General features: G+C 68.8%; 17 protein-coding genes. 11 read left to right on the forward strand and 6 right to left on the reverse strand.

Going from position 1 to position 16,691, the window contains the following annotated elements; all coding sequences use genetic code 11:
* Window positions 1-8: 8 nt before the first annotated feature.
* From BEK98_RS11515 to BEK98_RS48535, 3 genes are all read right to left on the reverse strand, one after another.
* Window positions 9-365 (reverse strand): hypothetical protein, encoded by a 357-nt coding sequence (locus tag BEK98_RS11515; protein WP_279635460.1) that lies wholly within the window; start codon window positions 363-365, stop codon window positions 9-11.
* Window positions 366-556: 191 nt separating this feature from the next.
* On the reverse strand, window positions 557-1,255 hold the full coding sequence (locus BEK98_RS11520) for a hypothetical protein (protein WP_143684105.1): 699 nt from the start codon (window positions 1,253-1,255) through the stop codon (window positions 557-559).
* Between the two features lie 84 nt (window positions 1,256-1,339).
* Window positions 1,340-2,533, reverse strand: a complete 1,194-nt coding sequence (locus BEK98_RS48535) for a M48 family metallopeptidase (protein ID WP_143684106.1) — start codon at window positions 2,531-2,533, stop codon at window positions 1,340-1,342.
* Window positions 2,534-2,789: 256 nt separating this feature from the next.
* Here BEK98_RS48535 and BEK98_RS11530 point away from each other — a divergent pair, with 256 nt between their 5' ends.
* Genes BEK98_RS11530 through BEK98_RS11545 form a run of 4 tightly spaced genes read left to right on the forward strand, consistent with a single transcriptional unit; the run spans window position 2,790 to window position 6,682 of the window.
* Window positions 2,790-3,743, forward strand: coding sequence for an ABC transporter ATP-binding protein (locus BEK98_RS11530; protein WP_094216362.1), 954 nt, complete (start codon window positions 2,790-2,792; stop codon window positions 3,741-3,743).
* Window positions 3,743-4,627: an ABC-2 transporter permease gene (locus tag BEK98_RS11535; RefSeq protein ID WP_094216363.1), complete on the forward strand. Its 885-nt coding sequence runs from the start codon at window positions 3,743-3,745 to the stop codon at window positions 4,625-4,627. Before BEK98_RS11530 ends, BEK98_RS11535 begins: the two co-directional genes overlap by 1 nt.
* Window positions 4,628-4,652: 25 nt before the next feature.
* Window positions 4,653-6,017, forward strand: a complete 1,365-nt coding sequence (locus tag BEK98_RS11540) for a sensor histidine kinase (RefSeq protein WP_094216523.1) — start codon at window positions 4,653-4,655, stop codon at window positions 6,015-6,017.
* Window positions 6,014-6,682: a response regulator gene (locus BEK98_RS11545; RefSeq protein ID WP_094216364.1), complete on the forward strand. Its 669-nt coding sequence runs from the start codon at window positions 6,014-6,016 to the stop codon at window positions 6,680-6,682. The genes BEK98_RS11540 and BEK98_RS11545 overlap by 4 nt, the downstream gene beginning before the upstream one ends.
* A 57-nt stretch (window positions 6,683-6,739) precedes the next feature.
* Here BEK98_RS11545 and BEK98_RS11550 read toward each other — a convergent pair whose 3' ends face one another.
* On the reverse strand, window positions 6,740-8,005 hold the full coding sequence (locus BEK98_RS11550; RefSeq protein WP_094216365.1) for an MFS transporter: 1,266 nt from the start codon (window positions 8,003-8,005) through the stop codon (window positions 6,740-6,742).
* Window positions 8,006-8,138: 133 nt separating this feature from the next.
* Here BEK98_RS11550 and BEK98_RS11555 point away from each other — a divergent pair, with 133 nt between their 5' ends.
* The 7 genes from BEK98_RS11555 (at window position 8,139) to BEK98_RS48540 (ending at window position 14,845) form a co-directional block, all read left to right on the forward strand.
* The gene (locus tag BEK98_RS11555) at window positions 8,139-9,074 is read left to right on the forward strand and encodes a LysR family transcriptional regulator (RefSeq protein WP_094216366.1); all 936 of its coding nucleotides are present in this window, start codon (window positions 8,139-8,141) and stop codon (window positions 9,072-9,074) included.
* A gap of 414 nt (window positions 9,075-9,488) precedes the next feature.
* Window positions 9,489-9,980 (forward strand): Pycsar system effector family protein, encoded by a 492-nt coding sequence (locus BEK98_RS11560; protein WP_128430942.1) that lies wholly within the window; start codon window positions 9,489-9,491, stop codon window positions 9,978-9,980.
* 133 nt (window positions 9,981-10,113) lie between these two features.
* The gene (locus BEK98_RS11565) at window positions 10,114-10,683 is read left to right on the forward strand and encodes a Crp/Fnr family transcriptional regulator (protein ID WP_279635462.1); all 570 of its coding nucleotides are present in this window, start codon (window positions 10,114-10,116) and stop codon (window positions 10,681-10,683) included.
* Window positions 10,684-10,785: 102 nt separating this feature from the next.
* On the forward strand, window positions 10,786-11,601 hold the full coding sequence (locus tag BEK98_RS11570; protein WP_094216369.1) for a hypothetical protein: 816 nt from the start codon (window positions 10,786-10,788) through the stop codon (window positions 11,599-11,601).
* Between the two features lie 54 nt (window positions 11,602-11,655).
* Entirely contained in the window at window positions 11,656-13,902 is a 2,247-nt protein-coding gene (locus BEK98_RS11575) for a hypothetical protein (protein WP_244201834.1), read from the forward strand.
* Window positions 13,903-14,036: 134 nt separating this feature from the next.
* A complete protein-coding gene (locus tag BEK98_RS11580) occupies window positions 14,037-14,600 on the forward strand; it encodes a hypothetical protein (RefSeq protein ID WP_244201835.1) in 564 nt (187 codons plus the stop codon).
* Window positions 14,597-14,845 (forward strand): hypothetical protein, encoded by a 249-nt coding sequence (locus BEK98_RS48540; RefSeq protein ID WP_143684107.1) that lies wholly within the window; start codon window positions 14,597-14,599, stop codon window positions 14,843-14,845. The genes BEK98_RS11580 and BEK98_RS48540 overlap by 4 nt, the downstream gene beginning before the upstream one ends.
* Window positions 14,846-14,907: 62 nt before the next feature.
* Here the strand turns inward: BEK98_RS48540 and BEK98_RS11585 are convergent, their stop codons facing one another.
* Both BEK98_RS11585 and BEK98_RS11590 read right to left on the reverse strand, forming a co-directional pair.
* The gene (locus tag BEK98_RS11585) at window positions 14,908-15,894 is read right to left on the reverse strand and encodes a tyrosine-type recombinase/integrase (protein WP_244201836.1); all 987 of its coding nucleotides are present in this window, start codon (window positions 15,892-15,894) and stop codon (window positions 14,908-14,910) included.
* A 165-nt stretch (window positions 15,895-16,059) separates the two neighbouring features.
* Window positions 16,060-16,266, reverse strand: a complete 207-nt coding sequence (locus BEK98_RS11590) for a helix-turn-helix domain-containing protein (protein ID WP_094216373.1) — start codon at window positions 16,264-16,266, stop codon at window positions 16,060-16,062.
* Between the last annotated feature and the right edge of the window lie 425 nt (window positions 16,267-16,691).

A 16,691-nucleotide genomic window follows, 5' to 3' on the forward strand; every position in this document is an offset into this window, starting at 1 on the left:
GGGGCACATCAGGGGCTGCAGGCGCAGCCATCAGCGGCCATGAGGTCGGTCGCGCAGGCGGGCGACCGGCGGCGGTGCGGGCCGACGGCCAGGAGACAGTCCATCGTGACCTCGGCCGCCGCGAGGTCCTGCACGCCCAGGCCGATGAGCTTGCAGACGGTGATCTCGTCGTCCCGTTCACGGCCCGGCGCCGAGCCGACGAGGACCTCGCCGAGTTCCGTGAGGTTCTGGAAGCCCGTTCCGGCCCGGGCAAGGTCTCCGTGGACGGCGGTGAGGGCCCGGGGGTCGACCACGATCCGGTTGGAGTACCGCGCCGCCATGCTGAGCGGCGCGCGTCCCGGCCCGACCCGAGCACCAGGACACACAGGCTGACGACCTCCTCGCCGAGGGAACAGCCACGGTCACGCGGACGGCCACGGTCGACGACATCGGCCTGATCGAGTCGCTTGGCTCTCCGGGTACGCATGCGGCCGGCGGGGCTTGTCGGGGTCGGTCCTTGGTACCGAGGGTCCCCGTCATCGCCCGTCTGAGTGGGCCGGCCTGGCCTCGTGACCCTTCAGCTCGCCGAGCCGATCGCGTCCAGGATCGGGCGGACCGCTTCGAAGCCGGTCGCGGCGACGCTCACGATGCCTCTGAGTCGCTCAAGGATGACAGGGATACGGGAGGGTTCAGCCGTCTGCAGGTCATCTGCGGCCTGCCGGGCCGCCTCTTGGAGCTGCGGCTGAAGCTCGGTGTTCTGCGCCACCGCGCCCAGTGCGGCAATGAGCTGGGACAGCAGCGCGGACTGGTCCGTGCCGAAGTGGGTGGTGACGTCCTGGGCCTGGTTGTGGTCTCCGATCTGAACCACTCCGGCCTGGTAGTTGTTGTTCACCGTCCGAGGCTGCTCGGCTGCACTCACGATTCGTTCCGCCCTCGCTTCATCAACGGCCTTGTCGGAAAGACGAATGCGGGCCCCCTTGCCGTCCAGGACCCGTGGAGTCGGTCCGTGGGTGACCCCGTCCCGGTAGAGGATGTTGTGCACTCGCAGAAACCAGATTCCGGGGAAGTACGGTTGCCGCGACAGGTAGTCGCTGACGTCGATCCACTCACCCGTGACAGTAGCCCGCACGTAGAGCTCACGGCGCAAATCGTCGGCGAAGACCCGTAGTTGGGAGCGAGTGAAGTGCTTGCCACCCTGGCCGAGCCGTCGTGCCACCAGGCCCAGAACAAGGCCACCACCGACCGCCAGCAGGAGTGGTACCAGTGTTGGGCTCACCCCGACAGCTTAGTCGGCCTTGCGTTCGTAACGGCGGTGCAGGCGTCGGCATCCGGCGAGCCAGGAGACAGCAGCGCAATGGGCTCATGGCACAGCGATGCCATCGCGCATCATCTTGCTCAGCACTGCCTGTTCGGGTAGCCGGAGTTCGTCAGCGATACGGGTCAGGCTGGGCTCATTCAGGATGATCGTTGCGCGGTGTTGCGGGGTATTCGTCAATCGTGCCCTGCGCAAAGCATCGAAAGAATCAGTGAGAGCGTCGGGGTCGGAGGAATGACCACTGCCTCGTTCTTCGCGTAGACGTTCCGCATGATGGGCGACGTTTTCCCAGAAGTCCGACTGGGGGGTTGTGGCGGACCGGTTTCTGGAAAGTGTTTTTGCCTCAATCACCAGACGATGCGCTTCCAGGTAGATCGCGCGGGCAAGGTGCCGGTCGTTCAGCGCGGCGACAGCGGCCTCGGAGGAAGCCGTACGGGCAGTCGCGTCGTCCGCCTCCAACTGCGCACTCTGTGTGGCCGGCAGCGTGAGCCAGAGCAGCAAGCGCGCTGTCGCGGCCGTGGCCGCTCTTGGGATCCACAGCAACCACTCGCTGGTCCGGGCCCGGATGTTGAAGCGCCGTGCTCCGTCTGCCACATCGTCCGCACGCCAGGCATAAACATTGGCATTCCAGGTGATGTACGCATTGCCGTTGGCTCGCATCGTCTCCGACCCGGCGGTAAGTGACTCGAGGGCCGTGGCGACAAATGCGCGAGAACGAACGTTGTGAGGAGCTGTGTAAGCCAGTGCATGGGTCACAGCGGCAATGCGTTGCTGAGGTGGGTAAGCGGCCCAGAGCGGGAGTCCGAGGACAAGGCAGCTCTTCCGGAGAAACCCGTAGTGGGTAACGGTGATCGAGAACTCCGGACTGAACTGGACCGTATCGGGGCGCCGTACTCCGCCCGTGTCCGCTATGTCGTTCAACAGTTGAAACAGGGCCGGAGCATCTGCCTCCCGCAGCGTGGGCAGGTCAGGATTCAGCCGTCCGGGGCGTGGGCGCAGTGCAAGAGCCAGGCCCAGCAGCACCAGACCCACCAGGGGCTGAACAACGGTGCGGAACCCGAGAACGATCAACAACAGGCTGCTGGTGAACAGCGCCGCCGTAACGAGATGGACCATGCCGGCGACGGCGTACGCGGCTGCTGTCGTGATGTTGATGCGGGCAGCGCCTACCGGTCGACTGTGACGATCACGTTCCACATGCTCCCCCTCAGCGGTGAACGGTCGGTGCCGCTCGGACACGTGCCGATCCGATCATCGCGGCGGAGCGCCGAGCAAGCGGTCTGAGCAACATCTGAGCCGCCAGGTGCGCGGAATCTGCTCCGTGCGCCTTGGGCCGGGTGAGACACCGGCGGGCCCGCGGCTGGTACCCCAGTACCACTGACCCGCCGAAGATTCCCCCGCGGTCCCAGAGTCCAGGCCTGCCCCGCTCCTAGCTTCGAATGCAGACACCGCGACGCATCCGCGGCCGAGTTCGAGGCAGGAAAGGCCCACCCCCATGATCGAAGCGCGCGAGCTGACGAAGCGCTACGGCGACAAGACCGTCGTCGACAACCTGAGCTTCACCGTCAAGCCCGGTGAGGTGACCGGCTTCCTCGGCCCCAATGGCGCGGGCAAGTCCACGACCATGCGCATGATCGTCGGCCTGGACTCCCCCACCAAGGGCTCGGTCACCGTGGGCGGCCGTTCCTACGCCAAGCACGTCGCACCGTTGCAGGAGATCGGCACCCTGCTGGAGGCCAAGTCCGTCCATCCCGGGCGCAGCGCGTTCAATCACCTGATGGCACTCGCACGCACCCACGGCATTCCGCGACGCCGAGTGAACGAGGTCATCGAGCTGGCGGGACTGACCAGCGTGGCGGACAAGCGCGTGGGTGCCTTCTCGCTCGGCATGGGCCAGCGGCTCGGTATCGCCTCGGCCCTCCTCGGCGACCCGGCGATCATCATGCTCGACGAACCGGTCAACGGCCTCGACCCCGAGGGCGTGCTGTGGGTGCGCACCCTCCTGCGGAGGCTGGCCGACGAGGGCCGCGCCGTGATGCTCTCCTCGCACCTGATGAGCGAGACGGCGCTGATCGCCGACCACCTGGTGATCATCGGACGTGGCCGGCTGCTCGCCGACACGACGGTCGACGACTTCACCCGGGAGGCCGGCGGCGGCGGCGTGAAGGTCGCCTCCGTAGAGGCAACGAGGCTGCGCTCGCTGCTGGCCGGCCCGGACGTCGTGATCACGTCCTCCGCCGGCGAGGAACTGCAGGTCACCGGGCGCGACGCCCGGGAGATCGGGGCGATCGCCGCCCAGCACGGGGTGCCGTTGTACGAGCTGACCCCGCAGGCCGTCTCCCTGGAGGCGGCGTTCATGGAACTCACCCGCGACGTCGTCGAGTACCAGAGTGCTCCGGCCGACACCGAAGCCCACACCGAAGCCCACACCGAACGAAAGGCCGCCTGATGCCCGCCACCGCACTCCGCCGCGGCCCGCGCCCCGGCAAGCGCTCCAACCTGTCAGCGGCGCCCGAGCCCACGACGTCCGCCACGCGCTACAGGGTGACCGGCCCCCGGGTCCTGCACTCCGAGTGGGGCAAGTTCTGGTCGCTGCGCTCCAGCTGGATCACCCTGGGCGTCGCCGTGTTCCTGCTGATCCTCTTCGGGGCGATCGCCAGCTACACCTACAGTCCCGACGCCGTCGCGACCAGCGGGCCGCCCGGCCCGGGAAGCGGCGGCGGCGACAGCGACGCGGTCAGCCTGGCGCTGACCGGCGTGTCCTTCGCGCAGTTGGCCGTGGGCGTGCTCGGGGTGCTGCTGGCCGCGGGTGAGTACAGCACCGGCATGATCCGCTCCACCCTCGCCGCGGTTCCGCGCCGGCTGCCCGTCCTGTGGTCGAAGGCCGCCGTGATCGGGCCCATCGCCCTGGTCCTCACCACCGTCGGCGCGCTGGCCGCGTTCCAGCTGGGCAGCCCGGGCCTGGACGGCGAGAAGATCGCCCTCTCCCTGAGCGACGACGGCGTACTGCGCAGCCTGGCCGGCGCGGGCCTCTATCTCGGCCTGGTCGCCGTCTTCGGCGTGGCCCTGGGCGTGCTACTGCGCAACTCCGCCGGAGCCATCGCGGCCCTGGTCGGAGTCCTGCTCATCCTGCCCGGCCTCGCCTCGCTGCTGCCCGACTCGTGGTACGACACGCTCAGTCCCTACTTCCCCAGCAACGCGGGCTCGGCCGTCTACGCCCTGCACCAGTCCTCGGACGCCCTCTCCCCCGGGGCAGGACTCGCGGTCTTCGCCGGCTGGGTGGCCCTGACGCTCGCCGGGGCCGCCTACCGGCTCCGCAAGACCGACGCCTGACCTGGGCACGAGCACAATGGTGTCCATGAGTCCGCACCGTGCGGCAGCCGCCGCGGACGCCGCCCGGGGGACGGCGGCCCCGCCGTCCCCCGGGTTCGACGCCGCCTGGGCGCACCCGCTCCTGGGCCGTCTACTGCGGGACCAGAGCCGCCGGCAGCGGCTGGACCGCCGGCATCCGTGGCTGCTCGACACCGCGGTGGTACTGCTCGTCGTCGCCATCAGCCTCCCCGACCTGCTCTGGGGCAACGGCACCTCTCCGTTCGGGGACAAGGACGCCCGTGACCAGCTGCCGTCCGGCGTCCTGTTCGCCTTCGTCGCCGCACTTGTCCTTCCGCTGTGGTGGCGCCGCAGGGCACCTGCCGTCACGTACTTCGTGATCGCGCTGGTGTCCCTCGCCCAGTGGTCCCTGGGCATCTGGCTGCCGGCCGGTGTCGGCGCGCTCATCGCCCTGTACACCCTCGCCCGGAACGGTTCCCTGCGCGTGCTGGGCTGGGCCGTCGCGCTGACCGTCGTCGAACTGCTGCTGGCCGTCTTCGTCCTGGTGCCGGTCGACCATCCGCTGCTCGGCAGCTTCTTCCTGCTGGGCACCATGACGGGGGCCGCCGCCATCGGCCTGACCCTCCGGATCCGCGGGATGTACATGGAGGCTCTGGAGGACCGCGCGAGACGCCTGGAGATCGAGCAGGACCAACGCGTCCGGCTCACCGCCGCCGCCGAACGCTCCCGGGTCGCCCGCGAGATGCACGACATCGTCGGCCACAACCTCTCCGTCATGGTCAGCGTCGCCGACGGCGCCGCGACCCTCGCCACCAACCGGGGTGAGCGGTCCGCCGAGGCCCTGCGCGTACTCGGCGACACCGGCCGCCAGGCCATGAGCGAACTCCGCCGTGTCCTGGGCGTTCTGCGCGAGGAACAGGACGACGAACGGATGCTCAGCCCGCAGCCCGGCATCGCGGATCTTGACCCCCTGGTGGCGCGGGTACGCGCGGCGGGACTGACCGTCACCTACCGGACAGTGGGCGAACTCGGCACACTGAGCAGCGGTCTGCAGCTCACCGTGTACCGCATCGTCCAGGAATCGCTGACCAACGCGCTCAAGCACGCGGGGACCGGCGCGTCCGCCGAGGTCACCATCGCCGTCGAGGCGGGAGAGGTGCGGATCCGGGTCGCCGACACCGGCGTACCACCCGGGACACCTCCGCGCGCGAAGCCGCGCACACGGAACGACGATCCCGGCCACGGCCTCGTCGGCATCCGCCAGCGGGCCGCCATGTACGGCGGCACCGTCATCATCGGACCACGCGACACCGGCCACGGCTGGCTCGTGGACGTCGTGCTCGACGTGGCCTCCGCACCCGCCCCGTCGGTTTCAGGAGACCATCTGCCATGACCACCGTGCTGATCGCCGACGACCAGCCGCTCCAGCGCATGGGCGTCCGCATGCTCATCGAGGGCACCCCCGGCCTGGATGCCGTCGGCGAGGCCGAGCACGGCGCCGAGGCCGTCCGCCTGGCCGCGCAACTACGGCCCGACGTCGTCCTCATGGACATCCGCATGCCCGGCATGGACGGCATCGAGGCCACCCGCCGCATCATCGCCGCCGGCGGCCGCACCCGCGTCCTCATCGTGACCACGTTCGACCTCGACGAGTACGCCTACGAAGGTCTGCGCGCCGGCGCCAGCGGCTTCCTCCTCAAGGACGCCCGCCCCGAAGAACTCGTCGCGGGCATCCACGCGGTCGCGACCGGCGACGCCGTAGTGGCCCCCCGCCTGACCCGGCGCCTCCTGGACGCCTACGCCCACCAGGTCCTCGCACCCGCCGACGCCCCCACCCCAGAGGACCACCGCCTGAGGACCCTCAGCGACCGCGAACGCGAGGTCCTGGTCGCCATCGGCCAGGGCTGGACGAACACGGAGATCGCCGAACGCCTCGTCCTCACCGAGTCCACGGTGAAGAAGCACGTCGGCCGCGTCCTCGCCAAGATCGGGGCACGCGACCGCATCCAGGCCGTGATCACGGCGTACGACGCCGGGCTGGTCAAGGCCAAGTCGTAGACCTTGCGCACCGAGTCCGTACTACTGCGCTACTGCGCCCATCGCCTTGGTACTCGGTCACCCTTCGCCCCGCCCAGCGGCAGCGCAGTTCGGTTCCGGTTCCGGCTCGGAGAGATGCGTTGCCGCGCGGCGGGGGAGCAGCAGCGGGGTCGCCAGCAGGAGCACGCCGGCCAGGCCGATGGCCGTACGCGGGCCGAGCAGGCCGCCCAGCACGCCCCAGACGGCCGTCAGGAGCGCGGTCGAGGTCTTGGTCGTCACCGCCCAGGCGGACAGGGTGCGGGCGACCCGGTCGGTCGCGGTGCGTTCGAGGCGGTAGGTGGTGTAGACGGGGTTGAAGACCCCGCAGCAGAAGATGAGTCCGAGTTCGACGCCGATCACCAGCAGCAGCCCTCCGGTGCCCGGCCCCAGGAAGGCCAGGCCGACGGGCCAGAGCGCGCGCAGCGCCCCGGCCGCGACGAGGACCTGGTGCTGTCCGAACCGGATGACGAGCGGCCGGGCCAGCCGCGAACCGAGCAGCCCGCCGATCGAGGGCGCGGCGAAGGCGAGGCCGTACTGCCACGGTGCGAACCCGAGTCGGCCGAGCATCAGGACGGCCAGCAGCGGCTGGGTGGCCATCACCAGGCCGTTGAACAAGGCGGTGTTGAAGAACAGCGGACGCAGCGTCGAGTCGGCGAGGATGTACCGCCAGCCGTCGAGCAGGTCCCGGGCCCGCATGCGCGCGGCCTCCCGGCGCTCGGGCCGCGGCTCGTGCCCGCCCGTCGCGCGGATGCCCAGGGCCGAGAGCAGGTAGCTGAGCGCGTCGGCCACCACCGTCGCCACCGGACCGAGCAGCCCGATCGCCGCGCCGCCCAGCGGCGGTCCGATGATCGTGGTCGTCCAGGCCGTGGACTCGAACCGGGCGTTGGCGACGAGCAGGTCCTCGGCCGGCAGCAGCGTTTTCAGGTACGCGCCGGAGGCGGCGCGGAAGGTGATGTCGGCCGCCGCGACGACGACCGAGACCAGCAGGAGCTGAAGGAAGGTGAGCACGCCGCGCGCGAACGCGGCGGGGATCGTCAGCAGCGCCGCGAACCGCACCAGGTCCATCGCGATCAGCACCGGCCGCTTGCGGCGGAACTCCACCCACGGGCCGAGCGGCACCGCCACGGCCGCGCCCACCGCGGCTCCCACAGAGGAGAGCGCGGCGACCTCGGCCGGTCCGGCGTGCAGCACCCGGACGGCGATCAGCGGGAACGCGCCGAAGGCGAGCCACGTGCCGAGCGCACTGGTCCCGTACGCTCCCCAGAGCCACCCGAACTGCCGTCCCAGCCGGTGCCCGCTCCTCATTCCCGATACCCCTCGCCACTCGCTCGTACAACCGATTCGCGATCAGAAGCATCAAAGCGAGCGCCATACCCTGGGATCAAACAACCGCAGAGCAGCCGGCCACAACCATCGGTTGTACCCCTAGGGTGTCGGCATGGACCTCGACACCGTCCGGACCTTCGTCGCCGCCGCCGACGCGGGTCAGTTCCAGGAGGCTGCCGCCGAGCTGGCGGTCACCCAGCAGGCCGTCTCCAAGCGCATCGCCACGCTGGAGCGCAACCTCGGCGTGCGGCTGTTCACCCGCACCGCGCGCGGCGCCGAACTCACCATCGACGGGCAGGCGTTCCTGCCCCACGCGCGCGAGCTGCTGCGCGTCGCCGAGCGCGCGGTCGCGTCCGTGCGCCCCGGCCGCCGTCCGCTACGCGTCGACGTGATCGCCTCGCGCGGCGCGGCGGCGGGCCTGATGCGCGGCTTCCACCGCGCGCACCCCGAGATCGACCTCGACGTGGTGATGCTGCTCGACATCGAGACGGCCGTCACCGCCATCCGGTCCGGCGCGATCGACGCGTCCTTCCGCGCCGTCGCCGCGCCCGGCCGGCCCCTTCCCGAGGACATCGAGTCCGTCCGGGTACTCGACGAGCCGCTCCAACTGCTCACCGGCCCCGCCCACGCGCTGGCGGGCGCCCGGTCGGTGACCGTCGACCAGCTCGCCGGGCACCGGATCTGGATGCCCGGGATCGTCCCCGGTACCGAGTGGGCCGCCTACTACGACGACCTGGTGGCCGAGTTCGGCCTCACCATCGAGGCGACCGGCCCCAACTTCGGCTCCGACGCGCTCCTCGACACCGTCGCCGACACCCCGGCCCTGGCCACCTTCATGGGCGAGCACACCCGCCTCGTCTGGCCCGCCGACCACGGCCTGCGCCGCATCCCGGTGACCGACCCCACGCCCGTCTACCCGCACTCACTCCTCTGGCACCGCGACAACCCCCACCCGGCGCTGACCACCCTCCGCACCCACCTCGCCGCCACAGCGCCCGGCCACGACACCGCCGGGACCTGGGCACCGGGCTGGGTGCTTCCGCGCTGAACGCAGCCGCAGGTCAGGAGTCAGGAGCCCTTTGCAGCAGGCTCCAGAATCGCCACGCACTCCACATGATGCGTCATCGGAAAGACGTCAGAAGGGGGAGGACCTGACGTATTCGCAGGTCAGCCGCCATTTGTAGCCCCGCCGAAGGACCCCACGGACGCCCGGAGCGTCAAACGAGCGTCACGGCCGAGGCATGAGCTGGCCTCCGCCCAACGAGGCTCAGCCAGCGGTAGGCGCTGGCGCCGCCCCGCCGACGTCGACCCACATCCCCGTGACTACGCCCCACGGAAGGCCATGGAGTGAGGAACCTACCCCTCCTCATGCCCTGCGGTTGGCATCAATCCTCGTCAGCTGAGAGCAGGCTGGCAACTGCCACGACAAGCAGGCGACGGCCGCGGAGGGGTGTGGGACGACATGCGCGAGCCAGGCAGTATTCCGACGGAGATGGACCGGCTGAAAGGGCACGCTGAACGCGCCTTCGTCGAGGTGCAGAGGGCCGATACAAAAGCAACGGCGTTGTGCGGAATAGCCGGTGGCCTGCTGGCTGCAGGGGTTGCCGTGCTGTCGAGTGCACACGGCATGCCCCCCATCGCGGTGTTTTCCCTTGTCCTGATGTGTCTGTTGCTGATGGCCGCGATAGGGGCTGCGCTGCTCGCGCTGCGGCCCGTGGTCCCAAGGGCGGGGCTGCATACCGAATTGATGGGCGAGGCACTCGTACACGACCGGGCCGGTGTGAGTACGACTGCTCGTGGGGAGCTTGAACGGCATGTCGAGGGCCGCCGACTACAAGTGCTGGCCTGGCTGGCGGACAGGAAGCTGCGAGCGGCCCGCCTGGCCGTCGACTTTGCCCTAGCAGCACTCCTGATGGCTGGAATGTGTCTATTGAGCAACATTCTGGTTAGTTGAGACGATCACCTAAGTGTGTTGGGGCCGCATAGCAGGGGGACGCGTGTATCAGCCGCATGCCACGGTGATCGGCGACAAGTTATGGGCACGCCTGAAGGCGCTCGCACCGCAGCGCGTCAGGCCGGCTCGGAGTGTGCTGCTCCGGCAGGGAGATCCAGCAACTCACGTGATCGTGCTGGAGTCCGGGTCAACGCTGATCACCCTGGCCGGGGTCTGCGGAGAAAGGACGCTTCTTGCCGTGCGCGGCGCCGGTGAGTTACTCGGTGAACTGGCCGTGTTGGACTCCCAGCCTCGCACGGCCACGGTCATCGCCGCCGAGTCCTGTCAGATCCGCATCATCCCGGCTGCCGCTTTCCTCACGTTCGTTGAGGAGCATGATCTGCTGGCCCCGCTCCTGCGCCATGCCATCGCCCGAGTCAGGGAATCCGAGGCCGTGCGGCTCGAACTGGCCACTGCGTCTGTGCCGCTCCGTCTGGCATCGGCTCTGTCGCGGCTGGTCGAGGCCGCATCCGCTTCGGCTTCGGATCTTGCCGTGCGTCTGACCCAGACGGAGCTGTCTCAGATGATTGGCGCTTCCCGCAACGCGGTGGTCAACGCACTCAAGCCCTGGCGTGAGCAGGACTGGGTCCGCACCACCTCCAGCGGTGGGCTCCTCGTTCGCGACATCCATTCGATTCAGTTGCACGCGCGTACGCAGGCGTGACGGGCCGCACTTCAGGCGTGCCCACTACTGGGCAGCGGCGGCCGTCCCGCCTGATCAGCATGGGCACTTCCCTGACCGCCTGTGCTGAAAGGACGGTGCTCAATGGATGCGCCGCTGCACGCAGAGCCCCTGGATGTGCCCGCCGAACTCGCCCTTGTGGCGATCGACATGGAGAAGTACAGCCAGATCCCCGAGGCGAAGATGGCCGCCGCCCGGTGCGACGTGGACGACATCGTGGCGACTGTGCTCGCCGAATGTCAGCTGCCCGACCCACAGGAACTCCCCGGCGGCTACAAGGACAGTGGCGACGGGGCGATCCTGCTGTTCCCGCCCTCGGTGCTGGCACGTCTCGTGGACCCGCTGCTCGGCCGGCTCGATGCGGCTCTGGTGCGCTACGAGCGGCAGCGGCTGGCCAGTAGTCCCGTCCTGCGGCTGCGGGCCAGTGTGCACGTCGGCCCGCTGTCCCTGCCCGACCACCGCGGTGACGCCATCAATGACACCACCCGGCTGCTCGACAGCCAGGCGAACCGCCAGGCGCTGTCCGCCGCGAAGGACAGTGGCGGCTTCCTTGCTGCCGCGCTCTCCGAGATCGTCTACCAGCGCACCGTGCACGCGGGCCGCACGCAGGATCTGGGCCCACACCACTTCCTTGAGGCGGTTGCCCGCGTCGGCGACAAGCCCGGCTTCGAGCAGCCTTGCCGGATTCATGTGCCGGGCCTGACCGGGCCGGCCGTACGCCCCTACGTCACGGACGCCGCATCACCGGCCGCTGCTCCCTCCTCCACCGCGCAGCCGAGCGACGCGTCAGTGACACCGGTTTCCGGCAGCGGCGGCACGTTCCAGTTCCACGGTCAGGTCAGCGACGCCACGATCGCCAACAGCATCGACACCCTGCGAATCGATCGCCGCCAGCGGTGAGTCGCCTGGCCTTCCGCCCTCCCACTCTTCCCACACTCACCCTGGAGCACTCGTATGTCTGACGTGCCGTTCGACCCCATCCAACCGACCAGCGAAGCTACCGAGAACCAGTCCAACGGCTCCGGCGGCTGGCTGCATCGCTTGCGCCCCGGATCCGGCGCTCCCGACCGACGGGACGCGACCCCTGACGCCCCATCTCCTTCCCTCGCTCCCCTACCACCGGATGCCGCCTCTCCCGCGCATCGCGTGCATGAAACGCAGGACCGGGCGACACACGTGTATGGGAACCCCGATGTCGTCGCCCACCACATCAAACAGCTGATCCTTGAGACCCGAAAGCAGGACTTACTGGAGGGCGTCGAGCAAAGTCGCGAGCGACTGCTCGATCAGCCGTTCGTTCGCAGCGCGCACTGGAACACGATCTGGGAGCAGATCGTCAATCCCGCCACCAGCCGCCCCCACCAGCCCGTGATCATCATCGTCGCGCCCCGCTCATTCGGCTCGACAACCCTCGCACTGCGGCTTCTGGCCGAGCACACTGCTCACGACGCCACCCTGGTCAAGTTGGACGCAGACTGGAAGACCCCCAGCAAAGGACGCCTGCCGCTGGAGATCGCGCACGCCTACCAGCTTGACCTCAAGCACCCGGAGAAAGATCAGGTATCGGCCGACTTCCTCGACGCGCTGTCGGAACACACCGCCCACCTCCGGGGTTGCGGTTCCTATCTGGCGCTGACCGTGGCACAGGACCTGTGGAAGGATCACCGTCTCAGCGATCGCGACGGCATCCAAGTGGTTCGTCTGCACGAGGCTCCCGATGCCCAGGAAGTCGTAGAGGCGCATCTGGACGCCAACGGCTACGGACAGCTGGTCACATCGCTTCGCTCCTTCCCCAAGGCCACGGCTTCCTTGCGCGGACTGACGGCGGTGGCCGCCGTACGGGCCGCGTACTCCGCCGTGACGGCTTGGAAGGAACATATCCACGTCGGCTCCCAGCAGTCGCGAGTGCGGGCAGACTCCGACGGCGGAACCCCGGCCACGCTGGAAGAACGCATCATCGCGGCTCTGACCGACTGGCGCGGCGAACTCGACGGCCGGTTCGGCGAGATGAACAGCCTGTACGCCCACGACAACCCCTCACTCACCGTGGAGGACCGCTGTCTGCTGCTGGCCCTAGCTGTGCAGCAGACGGCACCCATGCCCGTCGTCGCGCGCAGTGCGGCCGCTCTGCTGAAAGCCATCGGCGACGCCCCCGACGCTCCCGGCGCAGCAGCAAAATTCTCACCGCCCCTCAGTGCGCTGGCCGGACGGGGAATGCGTCGGCGCATCCAGGATGTCGGGGGTGAAGTCGACCTGCAGGACACCGTGGTCTTCGACCGGCCTGCTTATGGACGCGCCGTGCTGGAGTATGTCTGGGACAACTACGACGTCATGCGTGAGCCCTTGCTGACCTGGCTCGTCGCGACGGCTCAAAGCGCCGATCCGGAAGACAACGCGGTGGCTGCGTTGGCCGAGCTCACCGTGCGGCACGGATCGGTGGACTACCTCACGACACTGGGCGGCCTGGTCGGCAGCAGTCATCCCAAGGTGCTTGGTGCGGTCATGGAACGTGCCGTGCATAACGAACACGTGGGACGCCTGGCGTGGGAGGCGCTGTACGGATGGGCAGAGAAGGAGAGTTACGCGCCCGCGGTGATTACACTGTGCCGACGCATCCTGGAGGACTCCTCCGTCGCCACTTCTCTGGCCAAGCGGGCAATGGTGCGCCTGCGCCGGGTCACGCACAAGAACACCTCCGGCACCGTGATCGGCCAAGTCCAGGCTGCCTTCGACTCTCTGGTCCTTCACCCCACCGTCGCCCTGCGACTGGCCGGTGAAGTCGTGAGCTGGCAGCGGGGCAAGGTCTCCTCCGCTCGCAGCGGCGCCCTGGCCTTCCTAGCATTGATGACCCTCGGCCACGACGGCACGCCGTGGCTCGTGGACACCCCTCCCACGGACATCGACGTACAGCGCGGCGTCCACGACCTGCTGTCCTCTTCGGAGACCGCCGCCGAGGTCACCTCGCGTCTGACGGACTGGATCCGTGCTTGTGCCGACGATCCCAGCGCCTATATGCAGTTGCGCGACCAGCTTCTGCCGGCGCTGCGGGGCCACAACATGTTCGAGGCCGGCTGGAGGTTCATGAGCGGGCTGCGCGGCATCTCCACCGTTGAGGGTTTCAGCGTGGCCGACGACTTCTACAACCACCTCGTCGACAGCCGTGTGCGCACGGTCTTCCCGCTCGAAGAGAACCTCGTATGAGGTGGCCATGGCGCCGCGCCGTCCGTACAAGCAGGTCTGCCCAGCCACGATTGCTGCCCAGTGCCACCGATGGCATCGCCTTCGAGGCCCTATACACAATCACCTGGCGACCACTATGGCGGGTGCCTCCCAGCGTGGAGGAGACGGTACGCGCCACCGTGCATGCCACGGCGACCGAGACAGCTGTACGTCTGCGCGCCTCGGACGTGCCCGCCGCACAGGACGTCGTCAACGCGGCTCTCGGCACTCTGCCCCGCCGTGCCCTGAACTACTGCCTGCTGAACGTCAAGGCGACTCTCGGTCTGCCCAGCGCAGCACAGGAGCTGCTGGCGCAGCGGGCAGCGGACGAGCAACGCGTCCGCCGCCTGCGCTTCTTGAAGGACAACCTCTACGACCACCCGGACCTCGTCGTCCTGGACCAACTCGAACACCACGCCCCCGGCGCCCTGGGCGACGAGCATGTTGCCGAACTCCAGCGCCTTGCGCGCCTGATCTGCTCCTGCGACCGCTGGTGGTTCCCGCTCCTGCAGCAATGGGAGCAGGTCGGCCAAGGGTTCACGAACATTGAGAAGCGACAGCAGGCCATGCTCGTGCTGTCCGACTCCCTTAAGGCTCTCAACGGCGGCAGTCTCCCCAGCGGCATCGCAGCAGTGGACATGTCCGGGTCTGACGGAGCACCCCGAAGGGCGCACCCATGAAGCTCGCCCTGTGGCGGATGCTGCTGGCACCCCTGACCAGCCTCCGAGCCCTGTTCATTCAACGGCGCAGCGCAACACCCCTGTCCTACGACGTCGCCTGGCGCCGGGCCCGCCTGGACCGTTGTCCCGACGACATGGTCTATCGACTACACGGCCACCGAGCCACCGCACCCGACCAAGCATCCAGTGCTCAGTCGCGCTTGGCCGCGCCGAGAAACGACGAGCCGACCGACCGGCGCGCCTGACCGACGTCTCTGCAAACACACAAACACCTTCGCCCTGTCCATGAGGACAGGGCGAAGGACGTTCATGCGGCAATGGTCAGGGGCGCGTCCAAACGCTCCCAGGCGCCGAGAACGGCCTTGTGCGCGTCCGGTTGCAGGTGGGCGTAGCGCTGGGTGGTTTGGAAGCTCTCGTGTCCGAGGAGGTGCTGGACCTCGTAGAGCGAGACTCCCTTCTGGACCAGCCATGAGGCGCAGGTGTGGCGCATGGAGTGCGGCGGGTAGTGCGGGACAGGCTGTTGCTCGCCGTCGCCGTCGAAGTAGCGGGCGCCGTCGACGGCCGGCCACCACGTCTGTGTGCGCCAGTTGCTGTCGCTGAGGAGGCGGCCGGCGCGACCCTTGGTGATGGTGGTGAACACCACGGCGTCCCGTTCGAGCCGGTGGATGTGGCGTTCGAGGGTCTCCAGGACGTGGGGCGGGAGCGGGACTTCGCGACGGCTCTTGGAGCTCTTCGGATACTCCTTGATGCCGCTCTTGGTGTTGACCTCCACGACGAAGAGGCGCGAGCGGCGCTGGTCGATGCGGTGGCGGTGAAGGCCGGAGAGCTCGCCCCAGCGCCGCCCGGTGTAGAAGCCGAGCAAGCACATAGTCCGCCAGGGCGTGGGGAGTTCGTCCAGAATGCTCTGCGCCTGATCGAGCGCGAACCACTGCGGCGGCTTGACCGCGATGGCCGGCAGGTCGATGTTGCGGCAAGGGCTCACCGCGAGGATGTCGTCGTCGACCGCCGCGCGCATCATGGAGGACGTCAGGTTGTACGCCCTCTTGATCGCGGAGGCTCCCGCGCCCTTCTCCACCAGGGCGCGGATCCAGCTCTGGATGTCCATGCGGGTGATGGCCCGCATCTCCCAGCCCTCCCAGTAGGGCAGGACATGGTTCTTGATGGAGGAGGCGTCGCCGCGCAAGGTGTGGGGCTCGACGATGCGGGCGTTCCACCACCGGTCGTGCCAGTCGCTGAAGGAGATCTCGCCCGCTCGCGGGTCGCGCAGGGCGCCGCGAGAGAACTGGGTCTCCATGTCGGCGCCCCAGGCTCGGGCCTGTGCTTTGAGGGGGAACGACTCGCTGAACCGGTCTCCCGCTCTGTTGCGTACGGTCGCCTGCCACTTGCCGGATGCCAGTTTCCGGAGGTACGTGGATCTACTCCTTGTTCGACTGCCGAGGGATTCGGAAACTGGTGTGGGTCAGCGACGGGCCATGGCCGGGGTGACGGTCCTGCTGCTGATGAACTCCTCCAGACCGGCAGCGGGTACACGCACGCGGGAACGTCCGGGCCCGGTACGGAGATCGACGACGGGCAAGTCGCCGGCGGCGATGAAGCGGTAGACGGTGCGGCGGTCGACGTCCAGAGCGGCGGCGACAGCGGGTATGGAGAGCAAGCGGGCAGGCATGGGGAGTCCTTGGCGGTGCAGGTGGGGTGGGATGAGTGGCCCGGCGATTCGGCAGCCGGGCTGTAGGCCGGTTCAGCAGAAGGCCAATCAGCCTTGCCAGGGCATCGAGGCGTCAGGGGTTACGGCGTGACGCGTCGTGGGCACGAGGGCTGGCGATGTGCGGGGCAGGCGTCTGGCAACCGCGCCGTTGTCAGGCGGGGCCTCGGGCTGATCTCACGCCTTGAAGGCGTGGGGAAGAGCCGAAACGGTCGGTCGGAGGACGCTGGAGTGGGGGCGGAACTCTGCGACAGCCGACTCTTCGGTACGGCAGCGCGGGGAAAGCGCAGGCACTTCGTGTACTCCCTTGGTTGGGTTGGGGCGCGTCTAGCCACGTGGGACAGAGGGGTCGGTCCCGTTGGACACCTCAAACCATCCGGAGAATCCCC

The sequence above is a fragment of the Streptomyces diastatochromogenes genome (genome assembly GCF_002242805.1).
Classification (GTDB): Bacteria; Actinomycetota; Actinomycetes; order Streptomycetales; family Streptomycetaceae; genus Streptomyces; species Streptomyces diastatochromogenes.

What these genes read in the sequence shown, in the direction of transcription:
- BEK98_RS11530 (WP_094216362.1), top strand. Translation starts at nt 2,790, where the DNA reads ATGATCGAAGCGCGCGAGCTGACGAAGCGCTACGGCGACAAGACCGTC.
- BEK98_RS11540 (WP_094216523.1), top strand. Translation starts at nt 4,653, where the DNA reads ATGAGTCCGCACCGTGCGGCAGCCGCCGCGGACGCCGCCCGGGGGACG.
- BEK98_RS11550 (WP_094216365.1), bottom strand. Translation starts at nt 8,005, where the DNA reads ATGAGGAGCGGGCACCGGCTGGGACGGCAGTTCGGGTGGCTCTGGGGA.
- BEK98_RS11560 (WP_128430942.1), top strand. Translation starts at nt 9,489, where the DNA reads ATGCGCGAGCCAGGCAGTATTCCGACGGAGATGGACCGGCTGAAAGGG.
- BEK98_RS11575 (WP_244201834.1), top strand. Translation starts at nt 11,656, where the DNA reads ATGTCTGACGTGCCGTTCGACCCCATCCAACCGACCAGCGAAGCTACC.
- BEK98_RS11570 (WP_094216369.1), top strand. Translation starts at nt 10,786, where the DNA reads ATGGATGCGCCGCTGCACGCAGAGCCCCTGGATGTGCCCGCCGAACTC.
- BEK98_RS11590 (WP_094216373.1), bottom strand. Translation starts at nt 16,266, where the DNA reads ATGCCTGCCCGCTTGCTCTCCATACCCGCTGTCGCCGCCGCTCTGGAC.
- BEK98_RS11535 (WP_094216363.1), top strand. Translation starts at nt 3,743, where the DNA reads ATGCCCGCCACCGCACTCCGCCGCGGCCCGCGCCCCGGCAAGCGCTCC.
- BEK98_RS48540 (WP_143684107.1), top strand. Translation starts at nt 14,597, where the DNA reads ATGAAGCTCGCCCTGTGGCGGATGCTGCTGGCACCCCTGACCAGCCTC.
- BEK98_RS11545 (WP_094216364.1), top strand. Translation starts at nt 6,014, where the DNA reads ATGACCACCGTGCTGATCGCCGACGACCAGCCGCTCCAGCGCATGGGC.
- BEK98_RS11555 (WP_094216366.1), top strand. Translation starts at nt 8,139, where the DNA reads ATGGACCTCGACACCGTCCGGACCTTCGTCGCCGCCGCCGACGCGGGT.
- BEK98_RS11585 (WP_244201836.1), bottom strand. Translation starts at nt 15,894, where the DNA reads ATGGAGACCCAGTTCTCTCGCGGCGCCCTGCGCGACCCGCGAGCGGGC.